The organism is Streptomyces sp. NBC_01381 (assembly GCF_026340305.1).
Taxonomy (GTDB): domain Bacteria; phylum Actinomycetota; class Actinomycetes; order Streptomycetales; family Streptomycetaceae; genus Streptomyces.
Map to the genome: position 1 here is coordinate 4,576,117 of NZ_JAPEPI010000001.1, position 16,688 is coordinate 4,592,804.

A 16,688-nucleotide genomic window follows, 5' to 3' on the forward strand; every position below is an offset into this window, starting at 1 on the left:
TGAAACGAGTTCTACTGTGTGCGCCGTCAGTCCGAGGCCGTCCGAGGCCACCGGAGCAAGCGAACGCAGGAGGGGCCGTGCACCTCGAATACACGCCTGAACAGCGGCAGTTGCGCACCGAACTGCGCGCCTACTTCGCCGAGCTTGTGCCCGACAACGCCTATGCCAGGTACGCCGACCCCGCGGCGCAGAAGCGGTTCTACCGGGAGACCGTCCGCCGTCTCGGCACCGACGGCTGGCTCGGCGTCGGCTGGCCCAAGGAGTACGGCGGCCGCGGGCTCACGCCCATGGAGCAGTTCATCTTCTTCGACGAGGCCGCCCAGGCCGGGGTCCCGCTGCCGCTGATGGCCCTCAACACCGTCGGGCCGACGATCATGCAGTTCGGCACGGAGGAGCAGAAGACGTACTTCCTGCCGAGGATCCTCTCCGGGGAACTGGACTTCGCGATCGGCTACAGCGAGCCCGACGCGGGCACCGACCTGGCAGCCCTGAAGACCAAGGCGGTCAGGGACGGCGACGAGGCCACCGGCCACTACACGGTGAACGGCCAGAAGATCTGGACCACCAACGGCGACACCGCCGACTGGGTCTGGCTCGCCGTCCGCACCGACCCGGACGCCCCGCCGCACAAGGGCATCACCATGCTCCTCGTACCGACGTCCGACCCCGGCTACTCCTGCACCATCATCAACACCCTTGCCTCGCACGACACCACGGCCAGCTACTACGAGAACATCCGCGTCCCCGTCTCGCGCCGCGTCGGCGACGAGAACAAGGGCTGGCGGCTCATCACCAACCAGCTCAACCACGAACGCGTCACCCTCGCCGCCCACGGCACCATGGCCATCCGCGCCTTCCACAACGTGCAGCGCTGGGCCGCCGACACCAAGCTCGCCGACGGCCGCCGCGTCATCGACCTGGGCTGGGTCCGCCAGCGCCTGGCCAGGACCCACACCAAGCTGGACGCGATGAAACTCCTCAACTGGCAGATGGTGAACGCCGTCCAGGAAGGCACCCTCACCCCCCAGGACGCCTCCGCCGTCAAGGTGTACGGCTCAGAGGCCCGCCGCGACGCGTACGCCTGGCTCATGGAGATCGTCGGCGCGGCCGGCGCCCTGAAGGAGGGCTCCGCGGGCGCGGTGCTCCACGGCGAACTGGAGCGCGGCTACCGCAGCGCCGTCATCTTCACCTTCGGCGGCGGCAACAACGAGATCCAGCGGGAGATCATCTCCTGGATCGGGCTCGGCATGCCGCGGGTGCGTCGCTGACGCTGCCCGGCCCCGACCCTTCACTGATCGCGGCCCGGCACCACCATCACCTCGGTGCCGGCCGCGCGGATCGCGCGCACCTGCTCCGCCGCCAGGCCGTCGTCCACGATCAGCAGATCGAAGTCGGTCAGTGGTGCAAGGGCGTACAGCCCGTCCTTGCAGAACTTGGTGTGGTCCGCGACCAGTACCCGGCGCGCGGCGCACTCCATCATCGCCCGCTTGACCTGCACCGTTTCCGGCGAGGTGTGATAGCAGCGGCCGTTGGTGACGGCCGTCGTGGACATGAACAGGACGTCGGCGCGAAAGGCGCGGACCGCGTCCGCGGTGTGCAGGCCCATGAACGCGTCGTACGCCGGGAAGTACGCGCCGCCCAGCGTGATCAGCGAGATGCCGGGTTCCTTCGCGAGCGTGGTGACGGCGGGCAGCGAGTTGGTGATCACGGTCAGCGGGGTGTGCTCGGTGGCCTGGTGCGCAAGGAGCAGACAGGTCGTGCTGTCGTCGAGCAGTACCGTCTGGCCCGGCACGAGCAGTGTCGCGGCGGCCCGCGCGAGCAGCTGCTTGGTCTGCGCCATGGTGGCCATCCGCTCCGCGACGCTGCCGTGGAACTGCGCCGAAGGCAGCCCGGTCGCACCGCCCCGCACCTTGCGCAGCCAGCCCTGTGACTGAAGGGCGTCCAGATCGCGGTGCGCGGTCATCAGACTGACGCCGAACTCCTCGGCGAGGTCCGCCGTCCGCACGAAGCCACGACCGACGACGGCCTCCCGCATCTGCCGTCGCCGGTCTTCCTGGGCCTCGACCCGGTCCATCGCAGGGCTCCCTCCGGCGTCCGTGCCGTGTGCTGTGCGCGGCACGCGTGTGAACTCGCCGCGTTATGTTCGCACGGATTTAACGTACCTCTGCCGAGGAGAGCGGCGTCGACGAGCGACTCCGGTACGACGCAACACGGCAGGTCGCCGCCCTGATGGGAAGATTCCGGCCGCCATTGACTCGCCTTTCAGGCCAGCTGTTCCATCAGCTCGTCCCTCCCTCCTGCCCCCGCCGCAGAAAGGGGAAGAGTCGATGCCGACATCTTCGCCCCCTCCTCCGCGTCCGCTGATCACACGCCTGGGCATTCCACCGACCCTCGCCTGGGGCTACCTCGGGCTGCTCCTCTTCATGATCGGAGACGGGGTCGAGTCCGGCTATCTCTCGCCGTACCTGATCGACGAGGGCATCTCGCAGCCCCGGGTCGCGCTCCTGTTCACCGTCTACGGCGCCGCCGCCGCCATCGCCGCCTGGCTCTCCGGAGTGCTGTCGGACCTGTGGGGCCCGCGCCGCGTCATGTGGACCGGTCTGGGCATCTGGGGCGTCTTCCAGCTCCTCTTCCTCGTCCTGGCCATCCCCATGACGAGCTATCCGCTGATGATGCTCGGGTACGGCCTGCGGGGCCTGGGCTACCCGCTGTTCGCCTACGGATTCCTGGTCTGGATCGCCTCGGTGGCGCCGCGCGCCCGTCTCGGCACGGCCATGGGCTGGTTCTGGTTCGCCTTCACCGGCGGTCTGCCCACCCTCGGCTCGTTGGTCGCCAGCGGACTCATTCCGACGATCGGCGCGTACGCCACGCTGTGGTCCGCGCTGGCTCTGGTGGCCGCGGGCGGTCTCATCGCCCTGCTGCTCGTCCGTGACGACCGGGGCGGGAAGCAGCCGCGCGGCGAGGGCGAGGGGCCGCTCGCCACGCTCCTCGGCAGCGTCACGGTCCTGTGGCGCAATCCGCGGGTCGGCGCGGGATCGCTCGCCCGGGTCATCAACACGGCCTCGCAGTTCGGCTTCTTCGTGATCATGCCGATCCACTTCACGAAGACGGTCGGCTTCAGCCTCACCGAGTGGCTGCATCTGCTCAGCGCGATGTTCGCGACCAACATCTTCGCCAATTTGCTCTTCGGCGTGATCGGCGACCGGTTCGGCTGGCGCCGGACCATCGCCTGGTTCGGCGGAGCCGGCTGCACGGTCAGCACGCTGCTGCTCTTCTACGTCCCGAACGCCGCGGGCGACAACTTCCCCCTCGCCCTGCTGGTCGCCGCCTTCTACGGCGCTACGCTGGCCGGATATGTACCGCTTTCTGCGCTTGTGCCCTCGCTGGAGCCGCGGCACAAGGGGCAGGCGCTCGCCGCGCTCAACCTGGGCGCCGGAGCCAGCACCTTCGTCGGCCCCGCGATCGTCACGGTCTTCGTCGGGCCGCTCGGCGTCACAGGGGTGGTCTGGATATTCGCGGGGATGCATGCGGTGAGCAGCGTGCTCGCACACTTCCTGAAGCTGCCGGACGAGGCGGGTGCGGCGGAGGCGGCCGGTGCCTCGCCGGACGCCGAGCCCGCCGCCGCATCGACCCCGGCGTGAAAGGTCCCACTGATGTCCGTACTGACCATTGACGTCGGCACCACGATGATCAAGTCGGTCGTCTTCGACGACCAGGGCAAGGAGATCGCGGTCTCCCGGCTCGCCACCGAAGTGCTTCGGCCCCACCCCGGCTGGGCGGAACAGGACATGGACGCCGTCTGGAACGCCGTCGTCCACACCGTCCGCGGTGTGCTGTCAGGTCTCGCCGACCCCGTCTGGCTGGTGTCCTTCACCGCCCAGGGCGACGGCGCCTGGCTCGTCGACGAGCGCGGCCGCCCCACCGGACCCGCCATCCTGTGGTCCGACGGCCGGGCCGGGGACCAGCTCACCGCCTGGCAGCGCGAGGGTGTCCTCGAAGCGGCCTTCCGCCGCAACGGCTCGCTGACCTGCGCCGGCATGCCCAACGCCCTCTTCAGCTGGCTCGCCGCCCACGACCCGGACCGCCTCGCGCGCTCAAGCACCTCGCTCACCGCCGCGGGCTGGCTCTTCCTGCGCCTCACCGGTGTCAGCGCCTGCGACGAATCCGACGCGTCCGCCCCGTTCCTCGACCACGCAACCGGCCAGTACGACCCGCGGATCCTCGACCTGTTCGGCCTGGGCGCCTACCACCGCCTCCTGCCAACCGTCCTCGGGGAGTCGGAGCGGATCGCCGAGATCACCGGCGAGGCGGCAGGCCAACTGGGGCTGCCCGCCGGTCTTCCGGTCGTGATGTCCCCGTACGACATCGCCGCCACCGCCCGCGGCGTCGGCGTGGTCAACCCCGGCCAGGCGTGCAGCATCCTCGGCACCACCCTGTGCACGGAGATCGTCCGCACGGACGTGGACACCAGCGGCGAACCGTCCGGCATCAACATCGCCTACCGCGGCCGCGAGCGGGTGCTGCGCGCATTCCCGACCCTCAACGGCGCCGAGGTGCTCGGCTGGGCGGCACAGATGCTGGGTCTTGCCGGACCGCCGGAACTGGCGCGGCTCGCCTTCGCATCGGAACCCGGCGCCCGCGGACTGCTGTTCCTGCCCTACCTCTCCCCGGCCGGCGAACGCGCGCCGTTCCTCGACCCGCGGGCCCGCGGCTCCTTCTGGGGCCTGTCCCTGGAGCACTCGCGCGCCGACCTGGCCCGCGCCGTGTTCGACGGGCTCTCACTGGTCCTGCGCGACTCGCTGGCCGCGGCCCGTACGCACGTGAGCGAGTTGCGGCTGTGCGGCGGCGGCGCCAACAGCGACGCGTGGTGCGCGCTGATCGCCGACGCGACGGGTGTGCCGACCGCCCGCTCCGGCGACACCGAACTGGGCGCCAAGGGCGCCTTCCTCACCGGCCTCGTCCGCACCGGCGCCGAGAGCAGCATGCATACCGCCGCCGCCAAGTACGTCCGGATGCAGAGCAGTTGGGAACCCGACCCGGAACGTGCGCAGTTCTACGCCGCCCTGTACGAAGACTTCATCGGCCGGCGGACGATCGCTCGCGAGGCCGGCTGGCGGGGCGGTGCGGTATGGCGGGGGAGCGGTGCCACAGGGCCGGGCGGCACCCCGCATGACGGCGACAGCATCCCCACCACCCCAGGAGGCCTCCGTGCCTGACGTCCCTTCCGCCGGCCACGCGCCCCTCGACGGCATCTGGCTGGGCCTCGACCTCGGCACCCAAAGTGCCCGCTGTGTGGCCGTCGACGGCACCGGCCGGCTCCTAGCCGCCGCCTCCCGTCCGCTGGCCGGCCACCGCGACGGCGTACGCCACGAGCAGGACCCCGAACAGTGGTGGACCGCACTGTCCGCCGCCTGCCGCGAAGCCCTGGGCGGACTCGACGCCCGACGGATCCGCGGGCTCGCGATCGACGGCACCTCCGGGACGATCCTGCTCGCCGACACCGCAGGCAGGCCGCTCACCCCCGGCCTGATGTACGACGACGGGCGCGCCGCCGACCAGGCGGCGACCGTCAACGAGGCCGGCGGGGCGGTCTGGCGGGAGCTCGGCTACCGCAGCATGCAGCCGTCCTGGGCGCTGCCGAAGCTGCGCTGGCTCCTGGACCATGAGGCCGCGGCGTCCGGCGCGGGCGTCCGGCTGCTGCACCAGGTCGACCTGATCACCTGGCGGCTTGCCGGACGTCAGGTCGCCTCCGACGCCAGTCATGCCCTCAAGACCGGCTACCACCTGGTCGAGGAGGGCTGGCCGCACAAGGTCATGGCCGAACTGGGCGTCCCCGACGGCCTGTTGCCGGACGTCGTACGCCCCGGCAGCATCCTGGGAACCGTGTGCGCCGAGGCGGCGGCAGCCACCGGCATCCCCGAGGGCACCGCACTCGTCGCCGGAATGACCGACGGCTGCGCCGCCCAGATCGGCGCCGGAGCCCTGGAGCCCGGCTCCTGGAACTCGGTCCTCGGCACCACCCTCGTCCTCAAGGGCAGCAGCCCGCACCTGATCCGCGACCCGGCGGGCGTCGTGTACTGCCACCGCGGACCGGGCGAGAGCTGGCTTCCGGGCGGCGCGTCCAGCAGCGGCGCCGGTGTCCTCTCCCAGCACTTCCACGGCGAGAACCTGGACCTGCTCACCGAGCAGGCCGCCGCGCTCGACCCGGACGCGGTCGCCTACCCCCTGGTCTCCACCGGCGGTGAACGCTTCCCCTTCCGCGCCCCCGAAGCCGAACCCTTCATCCTCGGGCAAGTCCCCACCCGCGCGGCCGAGTTCCACGCCTATCTGCTCGGCGTGGCCTGCCTGGAACGGCTCTGCCTCGACTACCTCGACCACCTCGGCGCGCCCGTCGACGGACCGCTCACCCTCACCGGCGGCGGCGCCCGCAACCGCTACTGGTGCCGCCTGCGCGCCGAGGTCCTCGGGCGTCCCGTACGCCTGCCGGAACAGGCCGAGGGCGCCATCGGCATGGCGGTGCTCGCCGCCACCTCCTCCGGAGCCGGCCTCCAGGAGGCGGCCGCCGCCATGGTCGGGATCGGCGCGGAGATCCGCCCATCGCCGGACCGCACCGCCCGCTACCTCCCCGTCTACCTCCGCTTCATCGACGAACTCACCCGCCGTGGCTGGCTCGACCAGACCGTGGCCGACCACGCCCGCAGGAGGGCAGCGCAGTGACCGACTTCATCCTCGTACGCCATGGCGAAACCGTCTGGCACGCGGAGAACCGCTACGCGGGACGCACCGATGTGCCCCTCACCCCGCACGGACGCGAGCAGGCCGGCGCGCTCGCCGAGTGGGCCGTCACCGCAGGGCTCACGGCCGTCTGGAGCTCCCCGCTCTCCCGCGCCCGGCTCACCGCGGCCCCCGCCGCCGAGGCCTGCGGCCTCACCCCGCGCGTGGACGAGCGTCTCTACGAACTCGACTTCGGCCAAGGCGACGGTCTGACCAGGGAAGAGATGCGACAGCGCTTCCCCGAGCGGCTGGCGGCCTTCCTCGACGACCCGGTCGGCAACCATCTGCCCGGCGGCGAGGACCCGCGCAAGGCCGCCGCACGTGCCGCCGAGTGCCTGGCCGACATCGCCCGCGAAGAGCCGAACGGCAGGGTCCTCCTCGTCGCCCACTCCACCCTCGTCCGCGTCATGCTCTGCCACCTCCTCGGCATCCCGCTCGCCGACTACCGCAGGGTCTTCCCCCACTTGCTCAACGGCGCGCTCACGGAGATCCGCGTCGAGGACGGGCAGACCGCACTGCTGCGTCTCAACGCCCCCGCGACGGACCAGACCCCCGACTTCCACTGATCCACGGACCGGCCACCCACCCGCACCGCTCTTCAGGAGACACCCGCCCAATGAGCACCACCGTCCTCGCCGCAGGCAACCACTTCATCCGCCCGAGCCTGTTCACCCAGGCCGTGCGGGACGCCGCCGGGGAGCTGCCGCTGGACGTCCGCGAGCTCCAGTTCCCCTGGCCGCACACCCCGTTCGGCCCGGTCGCCGAGGTCATCGAGGCATCCGGCAGCGAGGACGAGATGATCGAGGCGCTCCAGGGCGTACAGATCTGCGTCACCGAGCACGGCCCGCTCACCGAGCGCATCCTCGCCAACTGCCCTGACCTGAAGCTGTTCTGCACCAGCCGCGGCGGCCCGGTCAACGCCAACCTCGACGCCGCGACCCGGCATGGCGTGGCGGTCTGCTACGCCCCAGGACGCAACGCCACCGCCACCGCGGAACACACCCTCACCCTGCTGCTCGCCGCCGCCCGCGGCGTCGGCGACACCCACACCGACCTGCGCAAGGGCACCTGGCGCGGCGACTACTACGACTACGACAACTGCGGCATCGAGATCGACGGCGCCACCGTCGGCCTGATCGGCTACGGCGCCATCGGCAGCCGGGTCGCCAAGGTCCTGCGTGCCATGGGCGCCGAAGTCCTGGTGCACGACCCCTACGTACGGCCCGATGCGCTGGCCGGTGTCGCGGAGCAGGTCTCCCTGGACGAGCTGCTCCGCCGCTCGCGCATGGTCTCCCTGCACGCCCGCGTCACCGACGAGACCAAGGGCATGATCGGCCGCGCGCAGATCGCCGCGATGCCCCGCGGGTCGGTCCTGGTCAACTGCGCCCGCGGCGCGTTGCTCGACTACGACGCCGTCTGCGACGCGCTCGACTCGGGTCACCTCGCCGGAGCGGGCTTCGACGTCTTCCCCGAGGAGCCGCTGCCCGCCGACTCCCGTCTCCTTACCGCCCCCGGTGTCGTCCTCACCCCGCACATCGCGGGCGGCAGCCAGCAGGTCGCGCACAAGGCGGCACACATCGTGGCCGCGGAGGTCGGCCGCCACCTGCGGGGTGAGCCGTTGGTGCACTGCGCCAACCCGGAGGTGTTCAAGGCGGGTTGATGCCGACCTCGGCGGCGTAGCCTGCGAGAGGAGGTGGTTGTATGCGCGAGGCATCCTCATCGCCGGGACGGGGTCCAGGCGATGGCCCGGGGGACCCGGGACTCTTCGGGCCCACATCGGTGACCTGGCAGATGCACGGCGACCCGATGATGTGGGTCGCCGGGGTGCGCGCCCTGTATCTGCAGGCCCTGCATCCGCGCGCGGTCCGTGGCGTCATGCAGAACTCGGACTTCCGCAAGGACGCCTGGGGCCGCCTCATGCGTACCGCGAACTTCGTCGGCACCATCACGTACGGCACCACCGAGGCGGCCGAGCATGCGGGCGCGCGGGTCCGCAAGATCCATACGATGCTCAAGGTCACCGACCCGGACACGGGGGAGCGGTACCGCGTCGACGAGCCCGAGCTGCTGCTCTGGGTGCACTGCGCGGAGATCGACTCCTATCTGCACGTCGCACGCCGGTCGGGGTTCCGGCTGACCGACGAGCTGGCCGACCGCTATGTTGCCGAGCACCGGGAGAGCGCGCGGCTCGTCGGGCTCGACCCCGCCGACGTCCCCGCGACGACCGCCGAACTCGCCGCGTACTTCGAGCGCGTCAGGCCCGAGCTCGCCGCAGGACCCGAGGCGCGCGACGTCGACGACTTCCTCCAACGACCGCCGACCCACCCGCTGTTGGTCCCGGCGCGCGCCCTGCTGTGGCGGCGGGTGGCGAACCTGGCGTACGCCTCGCTGCCTCCGTACGCCCACGAGCTGTACGGCAGAACGGCCCCGCCGCCGGCGACGGTGACCCGGCGACTCGTCACCACCGGCACCATCCTGCGCACCGTCCCCGCACGTCTACGCTGGCAACTTCCCCCCAAGCACATTCTGCGCGCCATGGCCCGGCTCGGGCCCGGCAGCCGCCCTGCCCCGTACAAACTCGACAGCCGGGCAGCCATACTGGACGGGCCGGGGAGGGCGCAGCGAGGCAACGGGGGCGACGGCACGAGATGGCGGACACCAGGCTGATCCAGGGCCGGTACCGGCTGCTCGATCTCATCGGGCGCGGCGGCATGGGCGAGGTGTGGCAGGCGCGCGACGAGTCGTTGGGGCGCAGAGTCGCCGTCAAGTGCCTCAAGCCCCTCGGGCCCCAGCACGACCAGTCCTTCACCCGGGTGCTGCGCGAGCGGTTCCGGCGCGAGGCCCGTGTCGCTGCGGCGCTGCAGCACAGAGGCGTCACCGTCGTCCATGACTTCGGGGAGCACGACGGCGTCCTCTATCTGGTCATGGAACTCCTGGAGGGGCGCAACCTCAGCCAGCTCCTGGAGGACAACAAACAGCATCCGCTGCCCGTCGCGGACGTCGTGGAGATCGCCGACCAGGTCGCCGCCGCGCTCGCGTACACCCATGAACAGGGCATCGTGCACCGCGACCTGAAGCCCGCCAACATCATGCGCCTCACCGACGGCACGGTGAAGATCTGCGACTTCGGGATCGCCAGGCTCGGCGCCGACATCGGCTTCACCTCGCGCCTGACCGGCACGGGCATCGCGATGGGCACCCCGCACTACATGTCGCCCGAGCAGATCAGCGGCGCCCAGGTCGACCAGCGCAGCGACCTCTACTCTTTCGGATGCGTCCTGTACGAGATCGCCACCGGCGCCCCGCCGTTCGACCTGGAGGACGCCTGGGCGGTCCTCGTCGGGCACCGGGACACTCAGCCCGAGCCGCCGCGCAGCCACCGCGACGAACTTCCCGAGTACTTCGACAAGATCGTCCTCGACCTGCTCGCCAAGGAGCCCGACGGACGCCCGCGGGACGCACGGGAGCTGGGCCGCCGCATCACCGCGGGCCGCACCGTCCCCACGTACGTACCGACGGTCGTCACCCCGCCCGTGCACCGGCCCGAGCAGCCGCCCTCGCGCGAGCCGCGGCTGCCGTCCTGGACGCGCGGCATGACGACGGGCCACAAGGCGAACGGCGCATCCGAGCTGCGCACCACGCCGCCCGACGCGGCGGCCGGCCTGACCGGCGAGTGGATCCCGCGCGCCGACGCGCGCCGGGCCGCCGCGCCGCACCGGCCCGAACGGCCCACGCCGCCCCCGGAGTTGGTGGCCACCCTCACCAGCAGGCACAACGCGGGCCTGAGCCTGGGGCGGCTCGGCCGCTGGGCCGAGGCCGGCGAGGTCCACCGCGCGGTCGCGGCCGAGCGGGAGCACGCCCTTGGCCCCGACCACCCCGACACGCTCGCCAGCCGCTACGAAGTCGGCTTCACGCTCAGCCGCACCGGGCGGGCCGCCGACGCCCTGCGCGAGTACGGCCGCGTCGCGCAGGGCCGGGAGCGCACCCTCGGCCCCGACCATCCGGACACGCTCGCCGCACGGCAGGAAATGGCGTACGTGATGGGGCAGTTGGGGCGGCACTTCGAGGCGCACCAGCTGTACACATCCGTGCTTGCCGTACGGGAGCGGACCGCGGGCCCCGACCATCCCGACACCCTGCGCTGCCGGCACAACCTGGCGTACAACCTCAGCAGACTCGGCCGCCTGGAGGACTCCTACCGTCTTGCCCGGCAGGTCGCGACGGCCCGCGCGCGCGTCCTCGGCGAGACACACCCCGACACGCTCGTCACCCGCTACGAAGTCGCTTACGCCCTCGGCCAGTTGGGCCGCTGGCCCGAGGCCCTCCAGACGTACCGCGAGGTCGCCGACGTGCGGGTGCGGGCTCTTGGCGCCGACCACCCCGACACGCTCGCCGCCCGCTACGAGGTGGGGATCAGCCTCGGCCGCCTCGGTCGCAGCGGGGAGGCCCTCGAGCTGTACCGCGACCTGATCGACGACCGCACCCGGGTGAACGGCCCCTCCGACCCGGAGACCCTGCGCGCCCGGCACGGCCTCGGCGTGAACCTGGGCCGGCAGGGCCGCTGGGAGGAGGCCCTGGCCGAGGCGCGCGACGTCTGCGCGATCCGTGAGCGGATCCTCGGCGGCGACCACCCGGACACCCTGGTCAGCCGCCGCGAGGTCGCCGTGGGCCTGGGCTGGCTCGGCCGCTGGGCCGACGCGCTGACCGAGTACCGCAGGGTCGCTGCCGCGCGGGAGCAGGTGCTTGGCGGTGACCATCCTGATGCGCTGGCCAGTCGTAATGACGAGGCGCACTGTCTTGAGCAGTTGGGGCGTGGGACGGAGGCGGTGGAGTTGTACCGCAGGGTCGCTGCTTTGCGGCAGCAGCGGGCTTCTGGGGGGCATTGACTCGCGGGTCGGCTGCGGGTGCTTTGTGGCTGGGCGCGCCCACGCGGCGGAGCCGCAAATGTCACAGCCCCGCGCCCCTATGGGGCGCTCCAGCGCTCCCTCTCGTGTTACCAATGGCTATGCCTCCTCGCGATCGATACGACGCCGTCATCGTCGGCGGTGGTCACAACGGACTCGTCGCCGCCGCCTATCTCGCCCGCGCCGGACGCACCGTCCTGCTCCTGGAGCGGCTCTCCACGACCGGCGGTGCCGCCGTGTCCAGCAGGCCCTTCGCCGGTGTGGACGCGCGGCTCTCCCGCTACTCGTATCTGGTCAGCCTGCTGCCGCGGAAGATCGTCCGGGAGCTCGACCTGGACTTCCGGGTGCGCACCCGCACCGTCTCCTCGTACACCCCGACCGAGCGCGACGGCGTACCGACGGGGCTGCTCGTCGGCGGCGGCGAGGCGCGGACGAAGGAGGCCTTCGCGCGGCTCACCGGAGGGCCGCGGGAGTACGAGGCGTGGCGGGAGTTCTACGGGATGACGGGCCGGGTGGCCCAGCGGGTCTTCCCCACGCTCACCGAACCGCTGCCCACCCGCGAGGCGCTGCGCGAGCAGGTCGGGGACGAGGAGGCCTGGCGGGTTCTCTTCGAGGAGCCGATCGGTGTCGCCGTCGAGGAGCGCTTCGCCGACGACCTCGTACGCGGTGTCGTCCTCACCGACGCCCTCATCGGGACCTTCGCCGACGCCCACGACCCGTCCCTGCGCCAGAACCGCTGCTTCCTCTACCACGTCATCGGCGGCGGCACCGGCGACTGGAACGTGCCCGTCGGCGGCATGGGCGCGCTCACCGGCGCGCTCGCGGCGGCGGCACGTGCGGCCGGAGCCGAGCTCGCCACCGACCACGAGGCCACCCGCATCGCCACGGACGGCACGACCGCCGAGGTCACCTACCGGGCGGCCGACCGCGAAGCCACCGTCGCCGCCCGGCACGTCCTGGTCAACGCCTCGCCGCAGGAACTCGCCGCCCTGCTCGGTGACACACCGCCCGCCCCGGCCGAAGGCGCCCAGCTCAAGGTCAACATGCTCCTCGAAAGGCTGCCGCGGCTGCGCGACACCTCGGTCGACCCGTACGAGGCCTTCGCCGGGACCTTCCACATCGCGGAGGGCTATGGGGAGTTGGCGGCCGCGTACGCCCAGGCAGCGGCCGGTGAGCTGCCCGCCGCGCCGCCGTCGGAGATCTACTGCCACTCCCTGACGGACCCCAGCATCCTCGCCCCCGACCTCGTGGAGCGCGGCTGCCAGACCCTCACCCTGTTCGGGCTGCACACCCCCGCCCGGCTGTTCGGGCAGGACAACGACGCGGTGCGGGACGAGCTGCTGAAGTCGACGCTGGCCCAGCTGGACGCCCACCTGGCCGAGCCGATCGCCGACTGTCTGGCCACCGACGCCGAAGGGCGCCCGTGCATCGAGGCGAAGACCCCGCTCGACCTGGAACGGGATCTTCGCCTGCCCGGCGGCAACATCTTCCACCGGGACCTCGCCTTCCCCTACGCCCAGGACGGCACCGGCCCCTGGGGCGTGGAGACGCGGCACGCGAACGTCCTGCTGTGCGGCGCGGGCGCGGTGCGCGGCGGCGGGGTCAGCGGTGTCCCCGGGCACAACGCAGCCATGGCCGCGATGGGCGAATAGCCGCTGGTGGACTGGTGTACGGTCATGTGTCGTTGTCGTCAGGGGTGCGAGGCAGGAGAGGGGTGGCGTCACGATGGCCGCTCGCCGCGCGCAGGGTGCGCCGACCTTCACCGAGCAGGCACGGCGCAGCCAGCTCATCGAGTGCACGATCGACCTGATCTCCACCAAGGGCCATCCGGCGACGTCCCTCGCGGCGATCGCGGAGCGGGCGGGCCTGTCCAAGGCCGCCGTCCTCTACCACTTCTCGTCCAAGGACAACCTCACCCGGGCGGCGCTGGAGCACGTCCTCGCGGAGTTCACGGCGTACGTCAATGAGCGCGTGGCCGCCGAGCCCGACCCGCGCGCGGCCGTCGTCGCCTACGTACGCGCGATGATCGGCTACCAGCAGGCGAACCGCCGCCACGTGCGCGTGATCACCGAGATGCTCCTCGACGACGAGGGCGGCACCCGGCTCAAGACGCCGGGCGGCCACGACACGGCGGGCCGCTGGAACGCCCTGGCCGACCTCCTCGCCGCAGGGCAGCAGGCCGGACAGTTCAGGGAGTTCGACCCCGCCACCGTGGCCCTCGCCATCGGCGGCTCGATCGACGGCGTGGTCGCGCACTGGCTCGCCCACCCCGAACTCGACCTGGACGCGGCAGCGAACGAGCTGGAGACGTTCACGCTGTACGCGATCGAGCGACGCGGCTGAGCGCTGGGCCCTACCGCCGGGCGAACTCCGGCGCGTGCTCGGGACGTACGCCCACACCGCCCAGATATCCCGTCACGGTGCGCAGCGCGGGAACCCTCCGCAGCATCCGCAGCGGCACCGGAAGGCGGTCACCCCGGAGCGTGCCGTCCGGGTCGGTGTAGTGGACGCCGGTCACCCGGCCGCCCTCGTCGGTGCGCAGGCCGGTGACCTCGGTCCGCATGCGCAGCGTGAACGACGGCTCCTGCGCCGCGGCGCCCGCGAGCAGATCGAGGAAGTCCCACTGCGGGACCATCGCGATGTACTTGTGCCGGCCGGGGATGTGCCGCAGATCGCCCGCGACGACGGTGGTCCCGTCGATGCGCATCCGCATCTCCCGCAGCTTGCGGGCGGGCAGCCGGGCGAACCGTTCGCCGAGGCCGAGCTCGTCGAGCAGCCGGAGCGTCGACGGGTGGACGGTGTCCCCCCGGAAGTCACGCAGGAAGTCCCCGTGCTTCTCCAGGACGGTGACCTCGACACCGGCCCTTGCGAGCAGCAATCCGAGCATCATTCCGGCCGGCCCGCCGCCCACCACACAGCACGTCGTGCGTTCCATGCTTGCGCCCTCCCTCGTCGCGTGCGGCCACTCTAACCGATCGGTCAGATATTTGACCGATCGGTTAGAAGTCGCGTCGCGTCCGGGAGTTGGGGCTGTTCCTCGGTTTCGCTTCCTCAGTCGGCCGATGCGGCCCAGCCCACCGCCTCGATGCGCGCGGCGTCGGCCGGCCGCGCCTCGTCGAAGGCCGTGCGGTCGCCGTCCTCGACCCGCAGCCCGTCGGCATACGCGCCGCGCCCCACGTACAGCTGGTCCGTCGTGTACCGCCAGCGCAGCCGCACCTGCTCGCCCTGCCAGCCGGCGAGGTCCGCGGTGAGGCGGTGCCAGACGCGGCCGGACCAGCCGGTGGCCGTGCCGTAGGGGTGCGGGAGCGGGTCCGCGCCTTCGTGCGCGGTGGTGAAGGGCACCGCCTGCCAGGTGCTGCCGTCGTCGCGCGACGCCTCAAGGCGCAGCAGGTCGGAGCCGGGCTCGGTGTCCCACCACAGCGCGCAGCGCAGCCGCGCCCGGTCGGTGGTGAGCCTGAGCGGCGGCAGGGAGAGCGTGGCCGATGTCGCGTTCGCCATGCCGGAGAACCAGGCGGTGCGGCCGCGCGCGGGGCGTACCGGGACGGCGCGTGCCATGCGGTTCGCGGCGGCCACTCTGGGGGCCGAGCCCGAGCGCCAACTGCGTACCGGGTGAACGGAGTTGCCGAGTACGACGAGGAAGGAGTCGGTCGTCGGGTCGAGGACGAGCGAGGTGCCCGTGAATCCGGTGTGGCCCGCGGTGCGCGGGGTTGCCATCGCGCCCATGTACCAGTGCTGGTAGAGCTCGAAGCCGAGGCCGTGCTCGTCGCCGGGGAAGGTGGTGTTGAAGTCGGTGAACATCAGCTTCACGGACTCGGCGGTGAGGATGCGGGAGCGGCCGTAGGCCCCGCCGTTGAGCAGCGTACGGCCGAGAATCGCGAGGTCCCAGGCGCAGGAGAAGACGCCCGCGTGTCCGGCGACGCCGCCGAAGCCGAAGGCGTTCTCGTCGTGCACCTCGCCCCAGACGAGCCCGCGGTCGAGGCCCGACCAGGGCAGTCGGGCGTCCTCGGTGGCGGCGATCTTCGGCTGCCAGGAGGCGGGCGGGTTGTAGCGAGTGCGGTGCATCCCGAGTGGAGCAGTGATCTCGTCGTGGAGCAGTGCATCCAGCTGACGACCCGTGATCTCTTCCAGGACCAGCTGCAGCGAGATCAGATTCAGGTCCGAGTAGAGGTACTTGGTGCCCGGCGGGTTCAGCGGTGCCTCGTTCCAGATGAGGCGCAGCTGTCCCTCGCGGGTGGGCTCCTTGTAGAGGGGGATCCAGGCGCGGAACCCCGAGGTGTGCGTGAGCAGTTGGCGGACGGTGATGTCCTGCTTGCCCGCGCCCCCGAAGTCGGGGAGGTACGAGGCGACCTTCGCCTCCAGTTCAAGACGGCCCCGCTCGATCTGCTGCACCGCCAGCAGTGAGGTGAACAGCTTGGAGACGGAGGCGAGATCGAAGACCGTGTCCTTCGCCATGGCGATCTGCCGGTCGGCGGGGAGCTCGACGCCGGTGTCGGTCTTCTCGTCGTACGCCGAGTAGCGCACCGCCTTGCCGATGGGCTGGTGCAGGGCGACGGTGCCGCCGCGGCCCGCGAGCAGGACGGCGCCCGCGTACCACGGGTGCTTGGGGGAGGGGTCGAGGAACCGCTCGGCGTCGACGGCCAGTTGCCGCAGATGCCCGGCGAGCAGCCCGGCCCGCTCGGGGGTGCCGGGGCGCAGCGTCGGATGCCCGCTGCTGCCGCTGGTTGCCGCCGCCGCGGGCCCCGCCGGGAACGGCACCAGGGCGAGGGCCCCGCCCAAGGCCAGGGCCCTCGTGCCCAGTTGGCGCCGGCTCAGCCCGCCGCCCGTTCTGTCCGCCGACCCGCCGACCTCGGCCATGTCCGTGCCCCCTCCTGAATCGCTCTAGAGCTGAGCTCCTGTACTGAAACTATCTTTCGAGATCGCCAGAGACTGCTGAAACTTTCATGTCAGGGTCGAGCCCTGTCAACCATGGGTGCAGAGCAAGAATCTGACACTGCATCAGAAAATCTCTTC

12 protein-coding genes and 1 pseudogene are annotated in these 16,688 nt (G+C 71.7%); 10 read left to right on the forward strand and 3 right to left on the reverse strand.

What is annotated here, in order from left to right:
• Nucleotides 1–77 precede the first annotated feature (77 nt).
• Nucleotides 78–1,268, forward strand: coding sequence for an acyl-CoA dehydrogenase family protein (locus OG453_RS21335; RefSeq protein WP_266869586.1), 1,191 nt, complete (start codon nucleotides 78–80; stop codon nucleotides 1,266–1,268).
• Between the two features lie 20 nt (nucleotides 1,269–1,288).
• On the opposite strand, the gene OG453_RS21340 is transcribed toward OG453_RS21335, so the two are convergent.
• Nucleotides 1,289–2,074 carry a DeoR/GlpR family DNA-binding transcription regulator gene (locus OG453_RS21340; protein ID WP_266869587.1) on the reverse strand — a complete coding sequence of 262 codons (786 nt, stop codon included), beginning with the start codon at nucleotides 2,072–2,074 and terminating at the stop codon, nucleotides 1,289–1,291.
• Nucleotides 2,075–2,327: 253 nt separating this feature from the next.
• Here OG453_RS21340 and OG453_RS21345 point away from each other — a divergent pair, with 253 nt between their 5' ends.
• The 9 genes from OG453_RS21345 (at nucleotide 2,328) to OG453_RS21385 (ending at nucleotide 14,021) form a co-directional block, all read left to right on the forward strand.
• The gene (locus OG453_RS21345; protein WP_266869588.1) at nucleotides 2,328–3,641 is read left to right on the forward strand and encodes an MFS transporter; all 1,314 of its coding nucleotides are present in this window, start codon (nucleotides 2,328–2,330) and stop codon (nucleotides 3,639–3,641) included.
• A gap of 12 nt (nucleotides 3,642–3,653) precedes the next feature.
• The gene (locus tag OG453_RS21350; protein ID WP_266869589.1) at nucleotides 3,654–5,216 is read left to right on the forward strand and encodes an FGGY-family carbohydrate kinase; all 1,563 of its coding nucleotides are present in this window, start codon (nucleotides 3,654–3,656) and stop codon (nucleotides 5,214–5,216) included.
• Nucleotides 5,209–6,717, forward strand: a complete 1,509-nt coding sequence (locus OG453_RS21355; RefSeq protein ID WP_266869590.1) for an FGGY-family carbohydrate kinase — start codon at nucleotides 5,209–5,211, stop codon at nucleotides 6,715–6,717. The genes OG453_RS21350 and OG453_RS21355 overlap by 8 nt, the downstream gene beginning before the upstream one ends.
• Nucleotides 6,714–7,340 carry a histidine phosphatase family protein gene (locus OG453_RS21360; protein ID WP_266869591.1) on the forward strand — a complete coding sequence of 209 codons (627 nt, stop codon included), beginning with the start codon at nucleotides 6,714–6,716 and terminating at the stop codon, nucleotides 7,338–7,340. Before OG453_RS21355 ends, OG453_RS21360 begins: the two co-directional genes overlap by 4 nt.
• 50 nt (nucleotides 7,341–7,390) lie before the next feature.
• A complete protein-coding gene (locus OG453_RS21365) occupies nucleotides 7,391–8,434 on the forward strand; it encodes a 2-hydroxyacid dehydrogenase (protein WP_266869592.1) in 1,044 nt (347 codons plus the stop codon).
• A gap of 41 nt (nucleotides 8,435–8,475) precedes the next feature.
• Nucleotides 8,476–9,441 carry an oxygenase MpaB family protein gene (locus tag OG453_RS21370; protein WP_266869593.1) on the forward strand — a complete coding sequence of 322 codons (966 nt, stop codon included), beginning with the start codon at nucleotides 8,476–8,478 and terminating at the stop codon, nucleotides 9,439–9,441.
• Nucleotides 9,423–11,660 carry a serine/threonine-protein kinase gene (locus tag OG453_RS21375; protein ID WP_266869594.1) on the forward strand — a complete coding sequence of 746 codons (2,238 nt, stop codon included), beginning with the start codon at nucleotides 9,423–9,425 and terminating at the stop codon, nucleotides 11,658–11,660. The genes OG453_RS21370 and OG453_RS21375 overlap by 19 nt, the downstream gene beginning before the upstream one ends.
• A gap of 113 nt (nucleotides 11,661–11,773) precedes the next feature.
• Nucleotides 11,774–13,330 (forward strand): NAD(P)/FAD-dependent oxidoreductase, encoded by a 1,557-nt coding sequence (locus OG453_RS21380; RefSeq protein WP_266869595.1) that lies wholly within the window; start codon nucleotides 11,774–11,776, stop codon nucleotides 13,328–13,330.
• 73 nt (nucleotides 13,331–13,403) lie between these two features.
• Nucleotides 13,404–14,021, forward strand: coding sequence for a TetR/AcrR family transcriptional regulator (locus tag OG453_RS21385; RefSeq protein WP_266869596.1), 618 nt, complete (start codon nucleotides 13,404–13,406; stop codon nucleotides 14,019–14,021).
• Between the two features lie 157 nt (nucleotides 14,022–14,178).
• On the opposite strand, the pseudogene OG453_RS21390 reads toward OG453_RS21385, so the two are convergent.
• A pseudogene (locus tag OG453_RS21390) lies at nucleotides 14,179–14,613 on the reverse strand (FAD-dependent monooxygenase); the annotation flags it as partial.
• 116 nt (nucleotides 14,614–14,729) lie between these two features.
• Entirely contained in the window at nucleotides 14,730–16,532 is a 1,803-nt protein-coding gene (locus tag OG453_RS21395; protein ID WP_266869598.1) for a serine hydrolase, read from the reverse strand.
• Nucleotides 16,533–16,688 lie beyond the last annotated feature (156 nt).

Excerpts from the sequence above, each read along its gene's own strand:
- OG453_RS21340 (WP_266869587.1), bottom strand. The coding sequence starts at position 2,074 with ATGGACCGGGTCGAGGCCCAGGAAGACCGGCGACGGCAGATGCGGGAG.
- OG453_RS21345 (WP_266869588.1), top strand. The coding sequence starts at position 2,328 with ATGCCGACATCTTCGCCCCCTCCTCCGCGTCCGCTGATCACACGCCTG.
- OG453_RS21350 (WP_266869589.1), top strand. The coding sequence starts at position 3,654 with ATGTCCGTACTGACCATTGACGTCGGCACCACGATGATCAAGTCGGTC.
- OG453_RS21365 (WP_266869592.1), top strand. The coding sequence starts at position 7,391 with ATGAGCACCACCGTCCTCGCCGCAGGCAACCACTTCATCCGCCCGAGC.
- OG453_RS21370 (WP_266869593.1), top strand. The coding sequence starts at position 8,476 with ATGCGCGAGGCATCCTCATCGCCGGGACGGGGTCCAGGCGATGGCCCG.
- OG453_RS21375 (WP_266869594.1), top strand. The coding sequence starts at position 9,423 with ATGGCGGACACCAGGCTGATCCAGGGCCGGTACCGGCTGCTCGATCTC.
- OG453_RS21380 (WP_266869595.1), top strand. The coding sequence starts at position 11,774 with ATGGCTATGCCTCCTCGCGATCGATACGACGCCGTCATCGTCGGCGGT.
- OG453_RS21385 (WP_266869596.1), top strand. The coding sequence starts at position 13,404 with ATGGCCGCTCGCCGCGCGCAGGGTGCGCCGACCTTCACCGAGCAGGCA.
- OG453_RS21395 (WP_266869598.1), bottom strand. The coding sequence starts at position 16,532 with ATGGCCGAGGTCGGCGGGTCGGCGGACAGAACGGGCGGCGGGCTGAGC.